This window comes from Gottfriedia sp. NPDC057948, from assembly GCF_042887255.1.
Lineage (GTDB): Bacteria > Bacillota > Bacilli > Bacillales > Bacillaceae_G > Gottfriedia.
This window is the reverse complement of the sequence record NZ_JBHVPN010000008.1, coordinates 26309-46490: the sequence shown is the minus strand read 5'-3', so window position 1 is coordinate 46490 and position 20182 is coordinate 26309. Positions and strand designations below refer to the sequence as shown.

General features: G+C 32.4%; 25 protein-coding genes. 8 read left to right on the top strand and 17 right to left on the bottom strand.

What is annotated here, in order from left to right:
- Positions 1 to 127: 127 nt before the first annotated feature.
- From ACFVRR_RS13855 to ACFVRR_RS13845, 3 genes are all read right to left on the bottom strand, one after another.
- Entirely contained in the window at positions 128 to 427 is a 300-nt protein-coding gene (locus ACFVRR_RS13855; RefSeq protein ID WP_387329378.1) for a hypothetical protein, read from the bottom strand.
- Positions 428 to 563: 136 nt separating this feature from the next.
- Complete coding sequence (locus tag ACFVRR_RS13850) at positions 564 to 950, bottom strand: cupredoxin domain-containing protein (RefSeq protein ID WP_387329375.1); 387 nt, start codon at positions 948 to 950, stop codon at positions 564 to 566.
- 124 nt (positions 951 to 1074) lie between these two features.
- Positions 1075 to 2124: an LLM class flavin-dependent oxidoreductase gene (locus ACFVRR_RS13845; RefSeq protein ID WP_387329372.1), complete on the bottom strand. Its 1050-nt coding sequence runs from the start codon at positions 2122 to 2124 to the stop codon at positions 1075 to 1077.
- A gap of 287 nt (positions 2125 to 2411) precedes the next feature.
- On the opposite strand from ACFVRR_RS13845, the gene ACFVRR_RS13840 reads away from it, so the two are divergent.
- The 3 genes from ACFVRR_RS13840 to ACFVRR_RS13830 all read left to right on the top strand — a co-directional run bounded on the left by ACFVRR_RS13840 (position 2412) and on the right by ACFVRR_RS13830 (position 4656).
- Positions 2412 to 3395, top strand: coding sequence for a glutathione S-transferase family protein (locus tag ACFVRR_RS13840; protein ID WP_387329369.1), 984 nt, complete (start codon positions 2412 to 2414; stop codon positions 3393 to 3395).
- 22 nt (positions 3396 to 3417) lie between these two features.
- Complete coding sequence (locus ACFVRR_RS13835; RefSeq protein ID WP_387329367.1) at positions 3418 to 3927, top strand: GNAT family N-acetyltransferase; 510 nt, start codon at positions 3418 to 3420, stop codon at positions 3925 to 3927.
- 204 nt (positions 3928 to 4131) lie between these two features.
- A complete protein-coding gene (locus ACFVRR_RS13830) occupies positions 4132 to 4656 on the top strand; it encodes a GNAT family N-acetyltransferase (RefSeq protein ID WP_387329364.1) in 525 nt (174 codons plus the stop codon).
- Between the two features lie 172 nt (positions 4657 to 4828).
- Here the strand turns inward: ACFVRR_RS13830 and ACFVRR_RS13825 are convergent, their stop codons facing one another.
- Positions 4829 to 5023, bottom strand: a complete 195-nt coding sequence (locus ACFVRR_RS13825; RefSeq protein ID WP_025569137.1) for a hypothetical protein — start codon at positions 5021 to 5023, stop codon at positions 4829 to 4831.
- Between the two features lie 247 nt (positions 5024 to 5270).
- On the opposite strand from ACFVRR_RS13825, the gene ACFVRR_RS13820 reads away from it, so the two are divergent.
- Positions 5271 to 5486 (top strand): hypothetical protein, encoded by a 216-nt coding sequence (locus ACFVRR_RS13820; protein WP_387329360.1) that lies wholly within the window; start codon positions 5271 to 5273, stop codon positions 5484 to 5486.
- 66 nt (positions 5487 to 5552) lie between these two features.
- On the opposite strand, the gene ACFVRR_RS13815 is transcribed toward ACFVRR_RS13820, so the two are convergent.
- The 6 genes from ACFVRR_RS13815 to ACFVRR_RS13790 all read right to left on the bottom strand — a co-directional run bounded on the left by ACFVRR_RS13815 (position 5553) and on the right by ACFVRR_RS13790 (position 9505).
- On the bottom strand, positions 5553 to 6248 hold the full coding sequence (locus tag ACFVRR_RS13815; RefSeq protein ID WP_387329357.1) for a helix-turn-helix transcriptional regulator: 696 nt from the start codon (positions 6246 to 6248) through the stop codon (positions 5553 to 5555).
- 216 nt (positions 6249 to 6464) lie between these two features.
- On the bottom strand, positions 6465 to 6782 hold the full coding sequence (locus tag ACFVRR_RS13810) for a low molecular weight protein tyrosine phosphatase family protein (RefSeq protein ID WP_387329695.1): 318 nt from the start codon (positions 6780 to 6782) through the stop codon (positions 6465 to 6467).
- Positions 6783 to 6801: 19 nt separating this feature from the next.
- Positions 6802 to 7317, bottom strand: a complete 516-nt coding sequence (locus ACFVRR_RS13805; protein WP_387329354.1) for a YfiT family bacillithiol transferase — start codon at positions 7315 to 7317, stop codon at positions 6802 to 6804.
- A gap of 75 nt (positions 7318 to 7392) precedes the next feature.
- A complete protein-coding gene (locus ACFVRR_RS13800; RefSeq protein WP_387329351.1) occupies positions 7393 to 8325 on the bottom strand; it encodes a manganese-dependent inorganic pyrophosphatase in 933 nt (310 codons plus the stop codon).
- 259 nt (positions 8326 to 8584) lie between these two features.
- Positions 8585 to 8746 (bottom strand): hypothetical protein, encoded by a 162-nt coding sequence (locus tag ACFVRR_RS13795; RefSeq protein ID WP_387329348.1) that lies wholly within the window; start codon positions 8744 to 8746, stop codon positions 8585 to 8587.
- A 66-nt stretch (positions 8747 to 8812) separates the two neighbouring features.
- Complete coding sequence (locus ACFVRR_RS13790; protein WP_387329345.1) at positions 8813 to 9505, bottom strand: SDR family oxidoreductase; 693 nt, start codon at positions 9503 to 9505, stop codon at positions 8813 to 8815.
- 107 nt (positions 9506 to 9612) lie between these two features.
- On the opposite strand from ACFVRR_RS13790, the gene ACFVRR_RS13785 reads away from it, so the two are divergent.
- Complete coding sequence (locus tag ACFVRR_RS13785; RefSeq protein WP_387329342.1) at positions 9613 to 10962, top strand: MATE family efflux transporter; 1350 nt, start codon at positions 9613 to 9615, stop codon at positions 10960 to 10962.
- A 47-nt stretch (positions 10963 to 11009) separates the two neighbouring features.
- On the opposite strand, the gene gpmA is transcribed toward ACFVRR_RS13785, so the two are convergent.
- A complete protein-coding gene (gene gpmA, locus ACFVRR_RS13780; RefSeq protein ID WP_387329339.1) occupies positions 11010 to 11801 on the bottom strand; it encodes a 2,3-diphosphoglycerate-dependent phosphoglycerate mutase in 792 nt (263 codons plus the stop codon).
- A gap of 170 nt (positions 11802 to 11971) precedes the next feature.
- A complete protein-coding gene (locus ACFVRR_RS13775; protein ID WP_387329336.1) occupies positions 11972 to 12706 on the bottom strand; it encodes a GntR family transcriptional regulator in 735 nt (244 codons plus the stop codon).
- Positions 12707 to 13065: 359 nt separating this feature from the next.
- Between ACFVRR_RS13775 and deoD the strand changes: the two genes are divergently transcribed.
- Positions 13066 to 13776 carry a purine-nucleoside phosphorylase gene (deoD, locus tag ACFVRR_RS13770; RefSeq protein ID WP_387329335.1) on the top strand — a complete coding sequence of 237 codons (711 nt, stop codon included), beginning with the start codon at positions 13066 to 13068 and terminating at the stop codon, positions 13774 to 13776.
- 178 nt (positions 13777 to 13954) lie between these two features.
- Here the strand turns inward: deoD and ACFVRR_RS13765 are convergent, their stop codons facing one another.
- The 3 genes from ACFVRR_RS13765 to ACFVRR_RS13755 form a co-directional block, all read right to left on the bottom strand.
- Entirely contained in the window at positions 13955 to 15400 is a 1446-nt protein-coding gene (locus ACFVRR_RS13765) for a DEAD/DEAH box helicase (protein WP_387329332.1), read from the bottom strand.
- 292 nt (positions 15401 to 15692) lie between these two features.
- A complete protein-coding gene (locus ACFVRR_RS13760; RefSeq protein ID WP_387329329.1) occupies positions 15693 to 16118 on the bottom strand; it encodes a VOC family protein in 426 nt (141 codons plus the stop codon).
- Positions 16119 to 16461: 343 nt separating this feature from the next.
- A complete protein-coding gene (locus ACFVRR_RS13755) occupies positions 16462 to 17019 on the bottom strand; it encodes a GNAT family N-acetyltransferase (protein WP_387329326.1) in 558 nt (185 codons plus the stop codon).
- 178 nt (positions 17020 to 17197) lie between these two features.
- Between ACFVRR_RS13755 and ACFVRR_RS13750 the strand changes: the two genes are divergently transcribed.
- Complete coding sequence (locus ACFVRR_RS13750; protein ID WP_387329325.1) at positions 17198 to 17614, top strand: hypothetical protein; 417 nt, start codon at positions 17198 to 17200, stop codon at positions 17612 to 17614.
- Positions 17615 to 17682: 68 nt separating this feature from the next.
- Here the strand turns inward: ACFVRR_RS13750 and ACFVRR_RS13745 are convergent, their stop codons facing one another.
- The gene (locus ACFVRR_RS13745) at positions 17683 to 18252 is read right to left on the bottom strand and encodes a class I SAM-dependent methyltransferase (RefSeq protein WP_387329322.1); all 570 of its coding nucleotides are present in this window, start codon (positions 18250 to 18252) and stop codon (positions 17683 to 17685) included.
- 196 nt (positions 18253 to 18448) lie between these two features.
- Between ACFVRR_RS13745 and ACFVRR_RS13740 the strand changes: the two genes are divergently transcribed.
- Entirely contained in the window at positions 18449 to 19516 is a 1068-nt protein-coding gene (locus ACFVRR_RS13740; RefSeq protein WP_387329319.1) for a pyruvate kinase, read from the top strand.
- Between the two features lie 229 nt (positions 19517 to 19745).
- Here ACFVRR_RS13740 and ACFVRR_RS13735 read toward each other — a convergent pair whose 3' ends face one another.
- On the bottom strand, positions 19746 to 19976 hold the full coding sequence (locus ACFVRR_RS13735) for a hypothetical protein (RefSeq protein WP_387329316.1): 231 nt from the start codon (positions 19974 to 19976) through the stop codon (positions 19746 to 19748).
- Positions 19977 to 20182: the final 206 nt, after the last annotated feature.

Sequence of the window (20182 nt, the reverse complement as noted above, 5' to 3'; positions counted from 1 at the left end):
TTGCTTTCAATTCTTTGCAATAGAAAAAGGAGCCTCTTTTAGAGAAGCTCATAGTTATTGGTACATTGTAATCATCTATTTAAAATCATTGATAGCCTTTAAAATGTTCAGTTATCTAATGGTATTCTTATTTAGCGTGTTGAGTTTTTTGAAACATTCCGAGAATGCTCGATGTGACAAAACCAAGGATTAGAGCGAAGGTTATATGTTGGTATAACCCAACAGTACCGTTTGCTCCCATACGATGCCAAATATCGTTAGGTAGCGTTTTCCAAATAAACCACAAGCATGATGTTACGATAACTGTAATAATTGGTATCGTGAGGCGTTTCCCAAGTGATGAAGCAATAAACATCATTAAAGCTAAACCAAGGATCGGTGTACTACCAAAAAACCATTGAAGTATATGAAAATCGATGTTTTCCATCCATATCCCTCCTCATTTTAATTGTATGAGGAGATATTGCTAAAAAGTAATGTTCCTGTTAGAAATTCAAATGGCATTTCTTTATTGTAGTAAATTATCAAAACATAAATAAAGTCAAGGCCAAATGGCCTTGACTTTATTTTACGATTACTTTTCCTACCATACCTACATTAAAATGGTACTTACATGTAAGATCATATGTATTTGCTTGTTTTGGTGACACTGAAATGGTTTTTTCAGTTCTTGGTTGAACTTCTACATCAATATTGAGCATTTTCACAGTAAAAGTATGTGGCTTACTCCCTTTATTTTTCAATAATAAAGTTGTTTTTGTACCATTCGGAATCGTAATGTTTTTCGGGTTAAAGTAATCATCATTTAACTCTACTACGATTGTTTGTGCTCGATTATTTGCATCTGAAACCTCAGATTCAGCAAAAGCTTTGAAATTACCTGGTGTTGCCATCAGCAAAATCGTTGCCATAAAAACAATAATTCCTGAGAACCAATTTTTTATTAACATTTGCATTCCCTCCTTTCCTAGCAATATTCTTTTCCATTTGATGGAATATTATCACGATTTTTTTTATTTAATCGATATAAAAAAACTGTCCTCTTATAGAAAACAGCTTTTCGTTTATTTCCAGTTATTGTTTTGCTTCCCACTTTGCGATTTCATTTCGAACGATTGGTGCAACTTCCTTACCTAATAGTTCGATTGCTTTCATTACGTCTGAATGTGGCATCGAACCAACTGGTACATGAAGCATAAATCTTGTAATACCTACATTTTTTCGAAGGTGAATGATTTTTTGTGCGACAGTCTCAGAATCTCCAACATAAAGTGCACCTTCAAAGCTTCGCGCCGCATCGAATGCAGCTCGGTCATATGTTCCCCAACCGCGTTCTTTTCCAAGCTTATTCATGACTTGTTGAGTTGATGGGAAAAATTTATTTGCAGCAGTCATTGTATCTTCTGCGATGAACCCATGTGAATGGGATGCAATCTTTAGTTTGTTTACATCATGACCGGCATGTGCTGCTGCTTTTTTATATAGCTCAACAAGTGGTGCGAACTGAATTGGTCGTCCACCTATAATTGCAAGAACTAGTGGAAGTCCTAATAGTCCAGCTCGAACGACAGACTCACTGTTTCCGCCACTTCCAATCCAAATTGGCAAAGGGTCCTGAACTGGACGTGGATAAATTCCTATATTGTTAATGGCTGGTCGGTGTTTACCACTCCATGTTACGAATTCAGATTTTTGCAAGGTTAACAGTAAATCCAGTTTTTCTTCAAAAAGCTCATCATAGTCGTTTAATTTATAGCCGAATAAAGGAAATGATTCGATGAATGAACCACGTCCCGCCATGATTTCCGCTCGACCATTCGAAATACCATCAAGCGTAGCAAAATCTTGAAATACTCGTACTGGATCTGCTGATGAAAGGACAGTTACGGCACTTGTTAGTCGAATGCGATTTGTATGTGATGCAGCTGCTGCTAATACGACTGCTGGAGATGATGCTGCAAAATCATTACGATGATGTTCCCCTACTCCAAATACATCTAATCCAACTTGATCTGCTAGAATAATCTCCTCAACCACTTCACGTAATCGTTCTGCATGGCTTATTACATTACCTGTAATAGCATCAGGCATTGTTTCTGCAAAAGTACTAATTCCTATTTCCATTTAACTATTCCTCCCAATTTCTATAATGTTAAAGAAAATTTTGAGTAGATTTATAAGGTTTTCGTTGCTATATTTATTAAGCAACTTAAATATACCTCAAATTCGAGATAATTTCTAACAAAGTAGTATAAAGCAATTAAATAGATCGTATTGCCATCATAAGTATGACCAGAAAAAATACATTTTCTGAATTTTAGGAGTATAATAGAGTATTAGAATTACTTCTATGTTCACCTTCAAAAACTCTAAAAAATTTTATCCAAAGTAGTGAGAAAGGAAGTTTAAGAATGAATAAAACTAAACCAACTGAAGTAACAGTTGATGGTTTCTTTAGACGTCAATTAAATCGTTTTTCTACACCATTTGGAAATAAACCAGGAGAAATCCCTATTGAAGCAGGTCGATATCGTCTCATTTGGTCAGCTGCTTGTCCATGGGCACATCGCTCTGTTATTGTACGAAAAGTTTTAGGCTTAGAAAATGCTATCAGTTTAGGTACCGTCAGTCCAATGCGTCCAAGATTGCCTCACGTGGATTGGGAATTTTCTTTGGATTCAGGAGGAGTTGATCCAATATTAGGCGTTCGCTATATGAGTGAAATCTATCATAAATCAGATCAAAACTATTCAGGACGTCCGACAGTACCCGCTATGATCGATATAAGCTCTGGCAAGGTTGCCAATAATGACTATTTTAGGCTAACAAATTATTTCGAAACGGTTTGGAAGCCGTACCATAAAAAGAATGCACCAGATTTATACCCAGTTTCCATTCGCCAGGAAATTGATGCGCTAAACGAAATCATATTCACTGATGTAAACAATGGTGTATACAAATGTGGTTTTGCACAATCTCAGAAAGCATATGAAGATGCTTATGAAACATTATTTAATCGATTAGATAAGCTAGAGCAGCGATTATCTAAACAACGTTTTTTATTTGGTGATAAAATTACTGATACTGATGTTAGGTTATATACAACACTTGTACGGTTCGATGCTGCTTATTTTACAGCCTTTAATACGAATCGAAATTTAATACGCGAGTTTAAAAACCTATGGAGCTATGTACGAGATTTATATCAAACACCAGGTTTTGGGGATACAACTGATTTTGATGCGATTAAACGACATTACCATTTATCGATTACCATTTCAACCGATAAGGAAGAACCAAAAATTTTACCAAAAGGTCCAGAACTTACGATTTGGAATTCGAAGCACAATCGCGAAGATTTAAGTGGACAAAAAGAAAAGTTCCTCATTCATTAAGGCATAAGGAGATGCAATTTTAATGGTAAAAATAGAAATTTGTAATGCTGAAAAAGAGATGTTTCAGTCAATTCGAGAACAAAGAATTAACGCTTATTATGAATACGTTAACCTGTTACCAGATAATCATTGGAATGCTTTAAAGAAGTCCCTCTCATCGAATGTTGATGAACATGAAGGTGTGGAAATAATTGTTGCCACGGTTTTAGGAAAAATTGTCGGTAGCGTCGCTTTATTCCCAGCCAAAATAAATGCCTATGGAGACTATATCGACGAACTTGATTATCCAGAAATCCGAATGCTTGCTGTAGAGTCAGACTGCCGTGGTCAAGGAGTTGCTTCTGCGCTAATTTCAGAATGTATTAATCGAACGAAAGAAAAAGGATTCGATGCAATCGGATTACATACCGGTGAATTTATGAAAAATGCCATAAGTTTATATGAAGGAATTGGATTTAAACGTTTACCAAAGTTTGACTTCGAACCAGCAAATGATGGGATTATCGTCAGAGCTTATCAGATGAAAATTTAAACCTTATTTATTACTCATAATTAAATTTAATTTTGTTCAGTAAAAGGGCTGTCCGAAGTTTTTTTAACTTCAAACAGCCCTTTAGCGGTTATCGTGATAAGAATTTCACCTATTTAATTTGTGTTATTTAATTAGAGATATCATCTTCACTTCAGAATACTATCTTAATAGGATTCTTTTTAATATAAATTTGGAGTGTATTAATTGTCAAAAATAGATGAATCAAACATTCTAATTGAGCCTTGGAACGAAGCAGATCTTAATTTACTTCTGTCATCGAATACGAATAATATGATGAAATATCTTGGTGGTCTAGAAAGTTTAAATCAAATTATGAGTCGCCACAAACATTATCTTGAAATGAGTCGAATAGGTACAGGACAAATGTTTGTTATCGTTTTGCTTCCATTCAGAACAAAAATAGGAACTGTTGGTTATTGGGATCGCATATGGGATGGTAAACTTATTTATGAAATTGGTTGGAGCATTTTACCACAATTTCAACGAAAAGGCATAGCAACAATTGCAGTAAAAAAAGCTATTAAGAAGGCCCAAAAAGAATCGAAGCATAAATATATTCACGCATTCCCTTCCGCTAATAACATTCCATCTAATAAATTATGCGAAAAATTAAATTTCAAGTTTATTAAAAAATGTAATTTTGAATATCCAATTGGTAAATTTATGATCTGTAATAATTGGCGACTAAAGACAAAGAAGAAAAAATGAAGTTAAGCCTAAAATGCTTAACTTTCTTTTTTTAAACCTAATTCACAATCCGACTTGTTAAGTCTGTCAAAAATTCTAGTATTCTCACAATTTTTTCAATATAATAAGTAGGGGATTTGTTTACACAAAAAAAGCCGATGCCAATAGATATTGGCTCAGCTTTATGTATATTTTATTCAAAATAAAATAATGAATCGTGAGAAGTATTTGTTTGATAGTAATTTACTAAATCTTCTACAGAGATTCCTCTAATTTCAGCGATATCATTAAAACTCATATCATAATGATATGACAGTTCATGTAAAGATAATGCAGGATTATTCGCTAATAATTCATAATCAGGTAAATTGTCAAATTGTTGTGACATACTCTTCACTTCCTTTTACAGTTTCTTACTATCCTTTCCTAAAATTTACAAATTTAGTCAAGATTCGCAAAAAGATTTGAAATGAAGATAAAATGGTTAGAAGTTTTGGCGTTTTGTTTTTATCTTATATGGGTTGGCAAACCTGGAAAGCTAAATCTGCAAATGTAACTACGAATTCGGAGCATTTTTCAGTAAAAAACAAATACTTTTTGCTACATCCGTTTCACTTCTAAATCCTCATGCAATTTTGGATACTATAGGCGTAATTGGAACAAATTCACTTCAATATGATGGAACTGAAAAAATTGCTTTTTCGGTAACTTGTATTGCAGTTTCGTGGATCTGGTTCTTGTCACTTGCTATAGCAGGAAGAACGGCAGGAAAAGTAAATTTATGTTGGTTATTAATAAAATATCAGCAATTATCATTTGGTGTATTGCAATTTACCCAATTAAAGGCATAATAAAAGGATAAAAAATGCAGGTTAAAGGAATAATCCTGAATCCTGCATTTTTATTTTTTCTACTAATTAGAAAAAGTGTAATGAAGACAATGTTAGAAAAGCTTCTATTAACCTCAATAATTTCTCTTTTTCTTCATTATTTAGCATTGAATTAGCTTTACGTATGAGGTTCATACCTTCTATCCAATCATTTTCATCTATTGGTACATATCCAGCTAATTGATACAATTGAATAACAGGAACACCGAGTGGTTCTGCCAACTTTCGAATAATTTCTGTTGACGGTATACCTCTTTTGCCATTTTCAATTTGTGAAATATATGAATGGGATACATTTGCTTTTGTTGCAAGACACTTTATTGATAGATTTTTTTGTAATCGTGACTGTCTAATAAATTCAGCAAATATTCTTGAACGATCCTCAACGTTTTGCTCTTTATAGATCATATCAAATTTTAGATTACTATTCATTTCGATCTGGGAAAGATTGAATACTTCTTCTGAGATATTTCGTAAAGGAGTTTTCAATTTTTCTGGTGCATTAATAATATAAGCACACCAAATTAAGTCTTCAGCATTTCCACCTGTTACTTTTGCTATCGCTCTAGTTAATTTTTCTTCAGGTGGAGTCAATTTCGCATTTTGTAATTTGCTTAAATAGCTCTTGTCTTTTGAAAAGCCCAACTTATTTAATTCTTTGGCTATATCAGTCAAACTTAAATTTGAGTTTTTTATATATTGCTTTAATAATTTATAGTACATGCTCACACCTTTTTCTTATTTTGCTCTATTTTTATTTTTATGTGTACAACATGGACTTTGACACTGTTGTGAAATGGGTTATTTTGGGAATTTTTTTATTCATGCGGAAGTACTTTGAATCCTAACCGTTTATTAGGCAAAAAGAACTAAACCCACTCTTTTAGCTGAGTGGGTTCCTTAAAATCTGATGATGTTTACGCTTCTTTCCCAATTACCTTAAATTATTTCGGTTACTCTATTTTGGAGAATTTCAATTAATTCTTCGTCCATAAACTGATAGTCATCAGCTATATCTAGATTGACAATCTTTTTATCATTGAGTATATCTCCGAATTTATCGCGAATTCTTCTTAAATGTTTTTTCTCCATTACAAAAATAATATCTGCCCAACCAATATGTCCCTCTGTCACTTTAATCCTGGCACCAGTTTCAGTCCCCGCTGATTTTGCTTGGTTGCCATTATATAAGTGAAAAATTTTTTCTGCTGTAGGACTTCTCCATTGATTTTTGCTACAAATGAATAATAATTTTATTGTTCTTCACACCTAACTATTAATTGTTTTTCACTAAATAAATATGAGCCAAGTGGTGTTCACTATGCCAAGCATATAAAGCTAAGATGAAATCTATACTAATATTGATTTTAAGCTCTGGGTGATAACAAGTTCGATTAAACTCTTCCTCTGTTAGTGATTCAAGTAAGACTACATAACGTTCGTGAATCCCTTCGATAATTTTTAAAGAACTATGAAAATCAAAATTCGAATCACTTAGTGTAATCCATGCATTTTCATCATAGGCTTTGATCGTAGGATTATCCTCAGTTAAAGCTAATTTAACTCGAATAAGACTATTCATATGGCTATCAGCAACATGATGAATAACTTGTTTTGGTGTCCAACCACCATCACGATAAGGTGTGTTTAATTGTTCTTCTGTTAGTGATGTGATTACTACTTTAAATTTAATTGGAGCATCTTTTAGTACTTTAATAAATTCTTTACGTTGGTCAGGAGTGTAGCTTAGTGGTAAGGTAAATCTGCCAATCGGATATTTTAAATTTTCCATTTCAAATCCCCCAATTATTAGCTATTTATAAAAAAACAACAAAGCCTTTCAAAGACTTTGTTGTTAAATTACGAATTAAAGTTTATTGAATGTTTCAGTTAATACTGGAACGATTTGTTTTTTACGAGATACAACACCTTTTAATAAAGCTGTGTTGTTTTCTAACGTTACATTGTATGCTTTTTCTACTGCATTCGTAGCAGTACCTTTTGCAACTGCGATTGAGTCATTTGTTAAAATATCAGTTACAACGAATAAGAATAAGTCTAATCCTTTATTTGAAACGATGCCTTCAAGTACATTTTCTAATTCTGCTTGACGAGAAAGTACGTCATTTGTATCAACTGCGTTTACTTGTGCAATTTCTACTTTATAGTTACCCATTTGGAATTCCTTCGCATCAAGTGAAACTAAAGACTCAATTGATTTATCAGCTAGGTTTGCACCAGCTTTTAACATTTCTAGACCATATTCCTCTGCATTTACACCTGCAATTTCTGCAAGTTCTTTTGCAGCAGCAACATCTTGATCAGTACAAGTTGGAGATTTGAATAATAATGTATCAGAAATAATTGCTGAAAGCATTAGTCCAGCAACTTCTTTCTTAATTTCGATATTATTTTCTTTATACAATTTGTTTAAAATTGTAGCAGTACATCCAACTGGCTCACAACGGTAGTATAAAGGATCGCTAGTTTCAAAATTAGCAATACGGTGATGATCGATAACCTCAAGTACACGAACTTGTTCGATATCATTAGCACTTTGTTGACGCTCATTATGGTCAACTAAAATGACATTATTTGTTTCAGCTGCAACTTTTTCTACTAATCGTGGTGCTTCAGATTTAAATGTATCAAGTGCAAATTGTGTTTCTGCACTTACTTCACCTAAACGAATAGCCTCAGCATTTTCACCTAATGCCTTTTTTAATTCTGCATATGCAATTGCAGAGCAAATTGTATCTGTGTCTGGGTTCTTGTGACCAAAAACTAGTACTTTTTCCATCAAAAATTCTCCTAACTATATCTTGTTTTTCATATGTATATGTATTTTAATGCCAGGAATTGGCTTTAATATAAAACGCTTCAATAATAATACCATATCAAAATAAAAAAAAATAGCCAAAATGGCTATTCTTTACAGTTTCAAGTCAAAGTCAAAAAAGCATGCCAATGAGACTAATTGAAAACGCTTAATTTACAGGTCACTAAGCCTATTCATCCTATTGCAAACAAGTAACAAGTCTTTTCAAATTACAGTCTAATTAATCTTCAGCATTTTTATATGACATTGCTTCCGTAATCGGTTCACTCTTTGGTAACCATTCGATTGGAATATCATCTGCTTTATTAAGATCTTCAAGTAATAATTCGTCAAAATTATTTTGATTTGAATCAATTGATTTGTTCTTTTTTGATTTGCTCATCTTTTATACCTCACTTTGTCCTTGATGATTTGCTTTAGTTTGTGTAAAAGACGGCTTAGTTAATACTTATTTTATGTTTTTTATGATAATTTCAGGTATGGATATATTTTTACGTGGTTTTATATTTTCAATAATGATTTCAGCTATATCGTCTGGATTCATCATTTTTGAAGTCTTATCTTCATCAAATATACCGGCCCAAAAGTCAGTATTCATTCCACCCATATATGCTGCAAATACTGAAATTGGTGTACCTGTTAATTCAACAACCAAACTTTCAGTAAAGCCTTTAACTCCGAACTTACTTGCGCAATAAACTGATTCTGTTGCTTTTCCAATTAAACCTGCTGTAGAAACAATATTGACGATTGTTCCACTATCTTGTTTTTTCATTTGTTTTAAAACCTCTTGTGAACAGAAAATAGTTCCCTTTAGGTTAATATCGATCATATTATGTACTGCTTCATCATTTAATTCTTCTGCAAGATCAAAAATTCCAACACCTGCATTATTAAATAATAAATCAACTTTTCCATATGTTTGAATGATTGTATCGAAAACTCTTTTTACATCTTCATGTTCTGAAACATCTACAGTATGTATTGAATAATTGTTAGGTAACTGTTTACCAATTTCTCTAAGTTTATTTTCAGTTCTTCCTAATAAACAAATGTGAGCTCCATTTTCAGAATACTTTTTAGCTAATGACGCTCCTAATCCACTTCCAGCGCCTGTGATGATAACAACTTGATTTCCCAATCTAAAACCAACTTTCTTTATAAAATATTTATCCGAATAATTTCATTATAGCTATTAAACCAAAACATGATACAATTGTAAAAGTGTTTGTTTAGGAGGTCGATAAATTGAATACTACTAAAACGGATAAAATATCACGCTTTTTCAAACTACTACTTCCGATTTTAATCACTCAAGTGACATTATTTTCGATGTCATTTTTTGATACAATCATGTCTGGTAATAGTAGTCCAGGGGATTTAGCAGGGGTTGCGATCGGTGTTAGTATTTGGACTCCAATCAGTACGGGGTTAACTGGCATTTTAGTCGCAATTACAACAATGGTAGCAAATTTAAATGGTGCAAAACAGGATGAAAAAATAACGCCCCTTGTTATGCAGGCACTTTATTTGGCTGGGATTATTGCAATTGTCATAATTATTATCGGTATATTTTCAATTCATCCAATCTTAAATCATATGAATCTTGATCCGAAAGTTCACCGTGTTGCTCTTCATTTCTTATTCGCATTATCATTTGGAATTTTACCTTTATTTCTATATACAGTCATTCGTCAGTTTATTGATGGTTTAGGTAAAACAAGAACTACTATGGTTATTACAGTTATTTCAGTACCAGTTAATGTTATTTTGAACTATTTCCTTATATTCGGTAAAGCTGGTCTTCCACGTTTAGGTGGCGTAGGTTCTGGAGTAGCGTCTGCAATAACGTATTGGATTATTTTTGGAATTGCTTTCTATATTATTAAAAGTAAAAAGCCATTTAGCAGCTTCAATCTATTTAAAAAACTTACTCCAATTTCATTTGCAACTTGGAAAAGTATTTTAAAATTAGGAGTTCCAATTGGACTTAGTATCTTTTTTGAAGTAAGTGTATTCTCGGTCGTAACATTATTATTAAGTGAGTTTGATACTGAAACGATTGCTGCACATACAGTAGCAATGAATTTTGCAAGTCTACTCTATATGGTTCCATTAAGTATTTCAATGGCTTTAACAATTACTGTCGGCTATGAAGTTGGTGCAAAAGAGTTTCAAAATGCAAAAGAATATAGCAAAATTGGTTTAGTAATGGCAGTTACAATTGCTTCATTTTTTGGGATCATCATCTATTTATTCCGATATGATGTAGCTGGATGGTATACAAATGACCCATCTGTACAAATTTTGGCAGGCGGATTCTTAATTTTTGCTGTCATGTTCCAACTATTCGATGCAATTGCTGCACCAATCCAAGGTGCATTAAGAGGATATAAAGATGTGAATGCCACGCTAATTATGATGATTTTAGCTTATTGGGTAATCGCATTACCAGTTGGGTATGCACTTTCTAATACGAATCTAGGTGCAAAAGGATATTGGGTTGGATTAATTGTCGGTTTAGGAGTGTCAGCACTAACATTATCTTTCCGATTAGTACAATTACAAATAAAAAAACTAAAGTTATCTGAAGCATAATAAAAAGGATGGGAAGCACGATTGCTAAATCCATCCTTTTTTGTATTTTACTCATCTTGTATTGTTATATTTGGATGATCATCATCAAATTGGTCAAGTAATTCACTAGGAATATGTTTTGGGATTACATCGGGTGGAAGTTCTCCATCCATACCTAAATAGTAATGTCGAATAGGCTTTAATTCTTCAGTTAATTCATAAACTAAAGGAATACTTGTTGGAATATTAAGCGAAGCAATTCCGTCAGATGAGACTTGATCTAAATATTGCACGATCCCCCTCAACGTATTTCCATGTGCAGATATAATAACTTTTTTACCTTCTTTCAAAGCTGGTGCAATTTCTTCATCCCAATATGTTAATACTCTTTTTTCTGTATCCTCCAGATTTTCAGTAAGTGGAAATTCATCTTTTAACAAGTTTTTATAACGAGGTTCATTTATTTCATATCTTGGATCATCCGGTTTTAGAGCAGGTGGTCTAACATTCATCGATCTTCGCCATATATTAACCTGTTCTTCACCATATTTTTGAGCTGTTTCAGATTTATTTAGCCCCTGAAGTGAACCGTAATGTCGTTCATTTAATCTCCATGTTTTATAAACAGGAATCCACATCATATCAATCTCTTTTAATATAATCCATAATGTACGAATTGCTCTTTTAAGAACTGATGTATAGGCAACATCAAATGTAAAACCGTTTTTCCTTAAAATGATACCAGCTTCTCTTGCCTCCGAAAGTCCGCTCTTCGTTAAATCAACATCTGTCCAACCTGTGAACCGATTTTCAACATTCCATAAACTTTGCCCGTGTCTGATTAATACAAGTTTAATCATATTGCTCTCCTTTAAAAATCAATTAAATATGATTTAGTTTGCTGAAATGTTCATAATTTGATTCACAATTGATTGGAAGGGCGAATTCTTATGTAATTAAATTTCTCGACTAAAAACTGCCATACTTCACCTAGTGGTTTGCATTTCTGCAATTTTAAACTCTTTTTCCACTATTTGTTTATTCGATTTATTTTTATTGAACTTAGTTCGATTGGGATATAAATCTTATTTTTAAGTACCATATTCCCCATTGAATCATATAGGTTTTCAATGAGTAAAACGAATAAATTATTCGTTGAACGTAATTCATGGTTTGAAGAAGGAAGGACTGACTCTGTAAACTTTATTTCAATTGTTGATGAATGGATTAAATTATAAATATCTTCTTCAAGTATTTTTAGTACACCCTGCTGGTCGCCTAAGTTCATTTGATAAAGGGATGCTGTCTCACTTGGGAACATTGTATAAGCATGGGCGACAATTTTATTTTTAGACTTGTACCATCGATTAAACCTGATCATCACTGCTGAATCTTTATTAAAAATCTTTTTAACATATTCATAATCATCCGAAAAACTAACTTCTAAATAAGCATCTACATCATCGATTGTTTCTGTACAACATTGATAAACTGAGTTATCTATTTTTTCTAATCCAACACTTCTTAAATTCACATTTTGTTTTATGAAGTTACCTTGTCCATGGATTGTTTCAATATAACCGTCCTCTTTTAGTAAACCCAATCCTTGTCTTAAGGTCATTCTGCTAACATTCATCATCTTAGATAGTTCTGGTTCAGAAGGAAGCTTACTTCCAATCGGATAGACTCCCTCATTAATTAATTTAAATAATTTTTCATAAACCCCTACGTATAGAGGTAATTTTTTTTTATTTTCAACGGACATAACAACACTCCTTATCAATATTATATCGAGTTATGAATTATTCGTAAACTTGTCTGTCAAAAGTGGTAACTGCAAACCTGATTATTTTTAAATACCTAAGTACGTTTAAGTTGCTATTGATTTATCTATTATGTTGAAATATAATTTAGTTGAAATAAAATAGACAACTACTTATACAACTATACTTCGTAGTATTAATTTATCGTTTTTTTGAATATGTTGTTTTGTTTTATTTTGTAAACGGAAACAAATAGGAAGAATGATAATGTTAAGAAATATTAACATGTGAAATGAGTAAGAATATAAGTTGTATGGATTAGTTAAATAAATTATTAGAATAGAAATGGAGAGAAAATAATATGACAACGCCACATAATACAGCCAAATCAGGAGAAATAGCAAAAACAGTCTTAATGCCAGGGGATCCATTACGTGCAAAATATATTGCAGAAACATATCTAGAAAACCCAGAGCAATTTAATACAGTACGTAATATGTTTGGCTATACAGGAACTTATAAAGGAAAACAAATATCAGTAATGGGATCTGGTATGGGCATGCCAAGTATAGGAATTTATTCATACGAATTATATAAATTTTATGATGTAGAAAATATTATCCGAGTTGGAAGTGCAGGAGCTTATACAGATAAACTAAACATTCACGATATTGTGCTTGTAGATAGTGCTTGGAGTCAATCTACATTTGCAAAGACTCAAGCAGGTGTAGAAAGTGACGTACAGTATCCTTGTGAAACATTAACAAACAAAATTGAAGAAACTGCAAAGCAGATTAATACTCCTATCGTTAAAGGCAGAATTCATTCTAGTGATGTTTTTTATTATGAAAGTTCAGTTCCAAATTTTGTTCATTTTTATAAAGAACATAATTGTATAGGTGTAGAAATGGAAAGTTTCGCCCTTTTCCATAATGCGAAAGTCTTAGGAAAGAAAGCAGCTTGTTTACTTACTATTTCAGATTCTTTAGTTACTCATGAAGAGATCAGTGCTGAAGCAAGACAAACTTCATTCGATCATATGATGAAACTAGCATTAGAAGCTTGTTTGTAAAATAAATAGATTTTTATTAAAAGTCTAAAAGTAAGTTTTAAATATACAAAAAAGTCGATTTCCGTTTTTGCGAAAATCGACTTTTTTATTCTAATGTTTCTATAGCATGTGAGAATTGAATAATATTTAAATCTAAATGTTTGACCACTTTTCACTAAACGATATTACTTATACTTCTTTATTTAATTGCTTTGCTCACTTTTAATTTTTTTCCTTTAACCGTCGCATTCTCCATGGCTTGTAAAACTAGTGACCCTTTTCCATTCAAAATATCAACGTATGACATCTGATCATGAATGGTTATTATGCCGATATCTTCTACTGTTACTCCTGGGATTTTTGCGATTGTTCCAACAAAATCAACAGCACGAATTTTCTTCTTTTTTCCGCCGCTGAAGTGAAGTTTCATAATACCTTGATTAATTCGAGCTGTTTTATTATTTCTTACTACTCGCCTGCTGTTAAGTTTTTCTTCGAAGATTGCTTTTTGACTAACAACCTCTTGATGACTTGGCGCTTCAATTGTAGGTATCTCAAAGCCGATGTAATTTTCAATTGCTTTAACGAACTTTCCTTCAAATTGTGTCGAAAACGTAATTGCTTTTCCTTTATTGCCGGCACGGCCGGTTCTTCCGGTACGGTGCACATAGCTCTCTTTTTCCATAGGAACGTCATAATTGATGACTAACGTTACATTATCAATATCAATACCTCTGGCTGCTACATCGGTAGCTACTAGATAGCGGAAGTTCCCTATTTTAAATCCTTCCATTACAGCAAATCGGTCTTCTTGTTCTAATCCTCCATGGAGTCTTTCACATGAATAATTAGCTTTTTCCAGTTCACTATACACAGAATCAACATTTTCTTTCGTTCGGCAAAAAATTAGGCAGCTATCAGGGTTTTCTACAACCGTGACGTCTTTAAGGAGTGAAATCTTATCTTCCTCTTTCACTTCTATTAAAAAATGTTCAATTGTATCGGCTGTTACACCAGTTGATTCAATCTCAACATGAACAGGATCTTTCATATATTTATGGCAGAGATTTTCAACATCTTTAGGTAAGGTTGCAGAAAAAACCATCGTTACCCGGTTTAAAGGCAGCTGGTTGATGATAGCTTCTACCTCATCGATAAAACCTTTATTAAGCATTTCATCAGCTTCATCTATGATAAGATATTTTATTTGATCTAGATCGAGGGTTTCTCGTTCAAGATGGTCCATAACCCTACCAGGTGTACCAACTACTACATGTGTTTTTTGTTCCAATTCTATCTTTTGTTTAGTAAACGGTTCTTTACCATATACGGCCACCGCTTTTATCCGTTTAAATCTTCCAATATTCGTAATATCTTCACGGACTTGAGCTGCAAGCTCTCTAGTTGGAGTTAGAATTAAAGCCTGTGGTTTCTTTTCTTCCCATTCGATCATTTCGCAAACAGGAATACTATAAGCTGCCGTTTTGCCGCTTCCTGTTTGTGATTTTACGACTAAATCTTGATTTTCCATTGCCAGTGGTATTACTTCACTCTGAACTTCAGTTGGAGCTTCATATTTTAATACAGCAAGAGCTCTTTTAATTTCATCACTTAGATGATAGTCCGCATAACTTCTATTAGTCATTTCTTAACCTCGTTTTTGTTTTTTTCGATATATGTATAGAATTCTCCCTAAAAAAAATCATATTCATTAATTGAATACGATTCATTATACTTGAAAATTGTAAGATAAAACCGTTTTTATTTTCATTTTTAAAAATAATAGATTATATTGGCAGGAAATTTAAGGATTAAAGATATAAAAATAAAAAAAGAGTTACAAAATTAACTCTTTCGTTAAACTAATTATATGTAAATATCTTGCGGTTATCCCACACTATACCGGAATTAAACGTTATACAGAAAACATCATTAAACTATTGAGCTGACTGTGTAGAAACCTGCCATGTAACACCAAATTTATCGGTTACTTGTCCGTATAAAGGACTCCAAAAAGTTTCATGCAATGATATGATCACTTTTCCACCATCTTGTAATTTACCGAATACTTCTTTCGTTGTTTCAACGTCACTAATTAAAATAGCTAAAGTGGTTTGGTCACCAATTTGATAAGGTAGACCTGTAAATGTGTCAGAAATCATTAAATCTGTTGAACCAACTTTGAGATGTGCATGTAAGATACGATTTTTTTCTTCATCAGATAGATTTGTATTTTCTTCCCCTGGCATATCGCCAAATTTCTGAAGGACAAGAGTCTTTGTATTAAATGCATATTCATAAAATGAAACAGCTTCCTGTCCATTCCCATTCAATATTAAATAAGGGTTAATACCTAAAATCATTAGAAACACCTCTTTTAAATAATTTTGAACTAATCACTTCTTATCTCTAATTTAGTTTTTACAAGTTGGTCACGATTTAGCTCCCATTTAATAATTTCATCTTCAAATCATTCATTCCTTCAAATTTTAAAAAAGATTTTTTAGAAAATGACTAATCGGTTTCAATAGAGTATTTCTTATTTTATTTTTTCCAAGTTTGCTCGGTTATAAATACAAGTAAACTTATAAAATACTAGTTTTTTCAGAATATTCATTTTATAATATTAAAAATGTATTTTTAAAAATTACCCCTCTTATCATACTTAGAAATTAATTTAAATTATCAAATGGTTGAAAAAAAGTGCTATTTAATCGATTCTTTTAAAAATCTACCCATTAGTATTGTATTATAAAATCTTCCATCAGAAAGTACCTTATCGTTTTTTAAAACACCTTCAACTTCAAACCCTAATTTTTTATAAAGTTTAATTGCTTTTTCATTTGTTTCTAAAACACTCAAATTCATTTTATGGAGATCATTAGCATCTGCCCAAGAAATTGATCGTTTTAAAAGATTTTTACCGATTCCGTATCCCCAAAATTCTTTTAAGACGCAAACTCCAAACTCTACTTTATGAGAAAGTCTTTTTAATTGATTACCTTCACATCTAGAAAAACCTATTATTTTCCCTTCAACTTCAGCTACTAAAAATAAATTATTAATCGTTTCTGAATCAGAGATAATTAATTGTTCAAAGCCTTTCGGATCAATAAATGCTTCTCCTGCTTCTCGGTCTAGATTTTCTGTCTCCCCGTCAATTTGTACTCTCAAACTAGCTAGTTGTTTAGCGTCAGTTAGAACTGCATGTCTAATAATATATTGAAGGTTATTTATCGTAAATTTCTGAGATTGTATTTTCATTATATACTCCTTAAACTTGTATTCTTTATTTTAGGATTATTTGTGTACTACTTTTATTAGAGTGGATAACACTCATTAATAAGAAAGTTTATTGATTCAAACTAAAAGAGATCATCCTAATGTTAATATTAAACGTTTTTAGTCGAAACTATATTAATATGAAAGAGGTGTATCAAAAGTGGAATTTAGAAGTAGTGGAAGGCTTTCCAATTTTTTAGTTGCAATCTTATTTACGATTAGTATGATTTCTTTTATCTTTTATGTACAAAGTCATGGATTTCCTAATACGATTAAGTCATATATGATTATGACAACGGTATGCTTAATCTTTCTAGCTTATATTGGCTATACTCGTAGCATGGTTATTAGAATAAACGATCACGGTGTTACATACGAACATTGGGGTTTTAAGCGAACGATACCCGCTCATCACATAACACGTGTTAATTTACAATATCGCTATAAAGAAACACCATCACATAGTGCTTATCTAGTAATTAACCATCCTGAAGAATCTATTTTCATTCCATCTATGATGTTTCAAGGTCAAATCGAACGAATAACGAGAGAAATCCGAGATAGAATGATTTACTAATTAAATCTATTTAAAAGAACTGAAGTGAAGCTTCAGTTCTTTGTACTTAAGAAGATTTCTTAGTAAAATTATCGCTTTACTGCATCTACAATGATTGACGGAAACAGCACTTTTTCTCCGTGATTTCTAGGATCATATTTTTTTGAACGGAAAATAACACCATCCTTGCCATCCCATTCTTTAAAATGAAATTTTCCTTCTTCATCACAATATTCAAGTAGTTTTACTTCGAAACCCGCTGTTTCAAACATATTAACTAGTGTTTTATAGTTATAGACAATTTTATGGCTTGCGGCAGGGTGATCTTTTGGTCCTGGTCCACCAACTTTAACAATACTTTGATAAGTTTCGTCTTGAAAAAATGCATCTGGGACTGCACAACGAATATAGCCCGATGGTTTTAAAAAATCATAACAAATTTTAGCAGCTTTTAAACCTTCAGCATATGTAAGGTGTTCCCAAACATGTTCAGCTAATATCGCTGTAATAGAATTTTTCTCAAATTTATTTTCCCAAGTTGACTTAACTAATAAATTAAGTTCTTCTTCCTGAGTTAGAATCCATGTTGGATTATTGTTATATTCACCTGCTCCAATTACAACTTTTAATTCATCTTGTTTAATCACTAGTAGATTCACCTCATTTAAATTATGATCGATAAGTAGTGTTCTACAAAAGCTTCATGATTTCCTTCTATAAAACGTAGGAAAATGTCAAAATTTAGAAATATAGATTATTTAAGATAATCTTCTTTAATTAAGACTTCATAAATTCTATAGATTCTTCTACTTTTATCTTGGGTATAATAATTCCAGTAAATGGAGGCGATATCAAATGACTATCGATCGAATTTGTACGATTGGACCAGCAAGTTTTGATAAAAAAATACTGTCTGAATTGATTGAGCATGGCATGACAATCGCGAGACTAAATTTTTCACACGGAACACATGAAAGTCATCACAATGTGATTGAACTAATTAAATCCATTAGAAAAGAGACAGGAAAAGAAATTAAAATTTTAGGAGACCTCCAAGGTCCAAAAATTCGATTAGGAAAAATTGAAGGGGAAAAAATAAATCTTGAACCTAATCAAACATTTACTCTTGTAATTGATGAGATTACAGGTGATCGTAATCAAGCAAGTGTTGATTATAAAGGGTTAATAAATGATGTGAAACAAGGAGATCGTATTTTAATTAATGATGGTGCAGTGGAGTTATACGTTGAAAATATAGAACAAAATAAGATTGTCACTTCTGTGAAAACTGGTGGCGAAATTTCTTCACATAAAGGAGTAAATTTACCTGGAGTCGTTACAAGTTTACCTGCTATTACGGAAAAGGACCAAAAAGACATCGAATTCATTTTGCAAGAAGGTTTAGATTATATCGCCTGCTCATTTATTCGACGGGCATCGCATTTACAAGAAATCAGAAGTTTTATGGATTCAAAAAGTGATAAAACTCCACAATTAATCGCAAAAATTGAAACGATCGAAGCAATCAAAAATTTCCAAGAAATTAATAAAGAAACAGATGCAATTATGATTGCTCGTGGTGATTTAGGTGTTGAACTGCCCTATCAATGGATTCCACTCTTACAAAGAGCTATGATTCATGAGTGTAATTCAAATGGGACATTTGTGATCACAGCAACTCAAATGTTACAATCAATGGTCGATAATTCACTTCCAACAAGAGCTGAAGTAACGGATGTATTTCAAGCAGTGATGGATGGGACCAATGCAGTCATGCTATCCGCTGAAAGTGCTGCTGGCCACCATCCAATCGAAAGCATCGAAACATTAAAACTTGTATCTCAATTTGCTGAGACTGTAAAATCGAAATCTCCTTTTGATTTTGATGATATGCTTGAATTGATTAACACAACGATCAAATAAACTTGATCTTCAAGACAAAAACGCCCCAAGAGGGCGTTTCAGTGTGTAGACAAAGTACAAAAAATCTTGATTTTCAGACTGATTGCAAGCGCTTGTCTTTCGAGGCGTGAAGCCTGATGAGGAGCGGAGTTACCTTAGACGGTAATGAGCACCGCAGGCAGGCGAAGCAACGAAGAAAGCGAGCGTTTGTCAACAGTCTGAAACGCCCCAAGGGGGCGTTTTTAAATTATCACTTTTCTTTTTTATAAAATCGTTCACCTGTATCTGGATTATAGTAAACTCTTGTTTTCTCCCCTGTTACAGGATCAATATTAACTTCGCTAGTCCGCCTAAATCCTTCTGGTATTTGGTTTCCATGATTTCGATTAAATCGTTTATCGTAAATAAAATAACCTAGCAATAAACAAATAATGAGAAATAAAATTTGAATACCATAAAAACCGAAAATAAATTTTTCCATTATATTTTTTCGGCCGTTCCATAAATGACAATTTCACAAATTTTATTCTTCATTTAAACAGCCCCCCTAAAAGTTTTGTTATTACAATACTAAACAATCTACTCACTAAATTATGTCTGTCATTTTGTTTGTTAAATAGTAATAAAATTTTTAAAAAATATTCGAAATGACCTATTTGGACGTTCACAATCACAACTTTCAAGAGT

Bases quoted from the DNA above. Each gene is read 5' to 3' on its own strand.
- ACFVRR_RS13855 (WP_387329378.1), bottom strand. From the start codon at position 427: ATGGAAAACATCGATTTTCATATACTTCAATGGTTTTTTGGTAGTACA.
- ACFVRR_RS13850 (WP_387329375.1), bottom strand. From the start codon at position 950: ATGTTAATAAAAAATTGGTTCTCAGGAATTATTGTTTTTATGGCAACG.
- ACFVRR_RS13845 (WP_387329372.1), bottom strand. From the start codon at position 2,124: ATGGAAATAGGAATTAGTACTTTTGCAGAAACAATGCCTGATGCTATT.
- ACFVRR_RS13840 (WP_387329369.1), top strand. From the start codon at position 2,412: ATGAATAAAACTAAACCAACTGAAGTAACAGTTGATGGTTTCTTTAGA.
- ACFVRR_RS13835 (WP_387329367.1), top strand. From the start codon at position 3,418: ATGGTAAAAATAGAAATTTGTAATGCTGAAAAAGAGATGTTTCAGTCA.
- ACFVRR_RS13825 (WP_025569137.1), bottom strand. From the start codon at position 5,023: ATGTCACAACAATTTGACAATTTACCTGATTATGAATTATTAGCGAAT.
- ACFVRR_RS13815 (WP_387329357.1), bottom strand. From the start codon at position 6,248: ATGTACTATAAATTATTAAAGCAATATATAAAAAACTCAAATTTAAGT.
- ACFVRR_RS13805 (WP_387329354.1), bottom strand. From the start codon at position 7,317: ATGGAAAATTTAAAATATCCGATTGGCAGATTTACCTTACCACTAAGC.
- ACFVRR_RS13800 (WP_387329351.1), bottom strand. From the start codon at position 8,325: ATGGAAAAAGTACTAGTTTTTGGTCACAAGAACCCAGACACAGATACA.
- ACFVRR_RS13795 (WP_387329348.1), bottom strand. From the start codon at position 8,746: ATGAGCAAATCAAAAAAGAACAAATCAATTGATTCAAATCAAAATAAT.
- gpmA (WP_387329339.1), bottom strand. From the start codon at position 11,801: ATGATTAAACTTGTATTAATCAGACACGGGCAAAGTTTATGGAATGTT.
- ACFVRR_RS13775 (WP_387329336.1), bottom strand. From the start codon at position 12,706: ATGTCCGTTGAAAATAAAAAAAAATTACCTCTATACGTAGGGGTTTAT.
- deoD (WP_387329335.1), top strand. From the start codon at position 13,066: ATGACAACGCCACATAATACAGCCAAATCAGGAGAAATAGCAAAAACA.
- ACFVRR_RS13765 (WP_387329332.1), bottom strand. From the start codon at position 15,400: ATGACTAATAGAAGTTATGCGGACTATCATCTAAGTGATGAAATTAAA.
- ACFVRR_RS13760 (WP_387329329.1), bottom strand. From the start codon at position 16,118: ATGATTTTAGGTATTAACCCTTATTTAATATTGAATGGGAATGGACAG.
- ACFVRR_RS13755 (WP_387329326.1), bottom strand. From the start codon at position 17,019: ATGAAAATACAATCTCAGAAATTTACGATAAATAACCTTCAATATATT.
- ACFVRR_RS13740 (WP_387329319.1), top strand. From the start codon at position 18,449: ATGACTATCGATCGAATTTGTACGATTGGACCAGCAAGTTTTGATAAA.
- ACFVRR_RS13735 (WP_387329316.1), bottom strand. From the start codon at position 19,976: ATGGAAAAATTTATTTTCGGTTTTTATGGTATTCAAATTTTATTTCTC.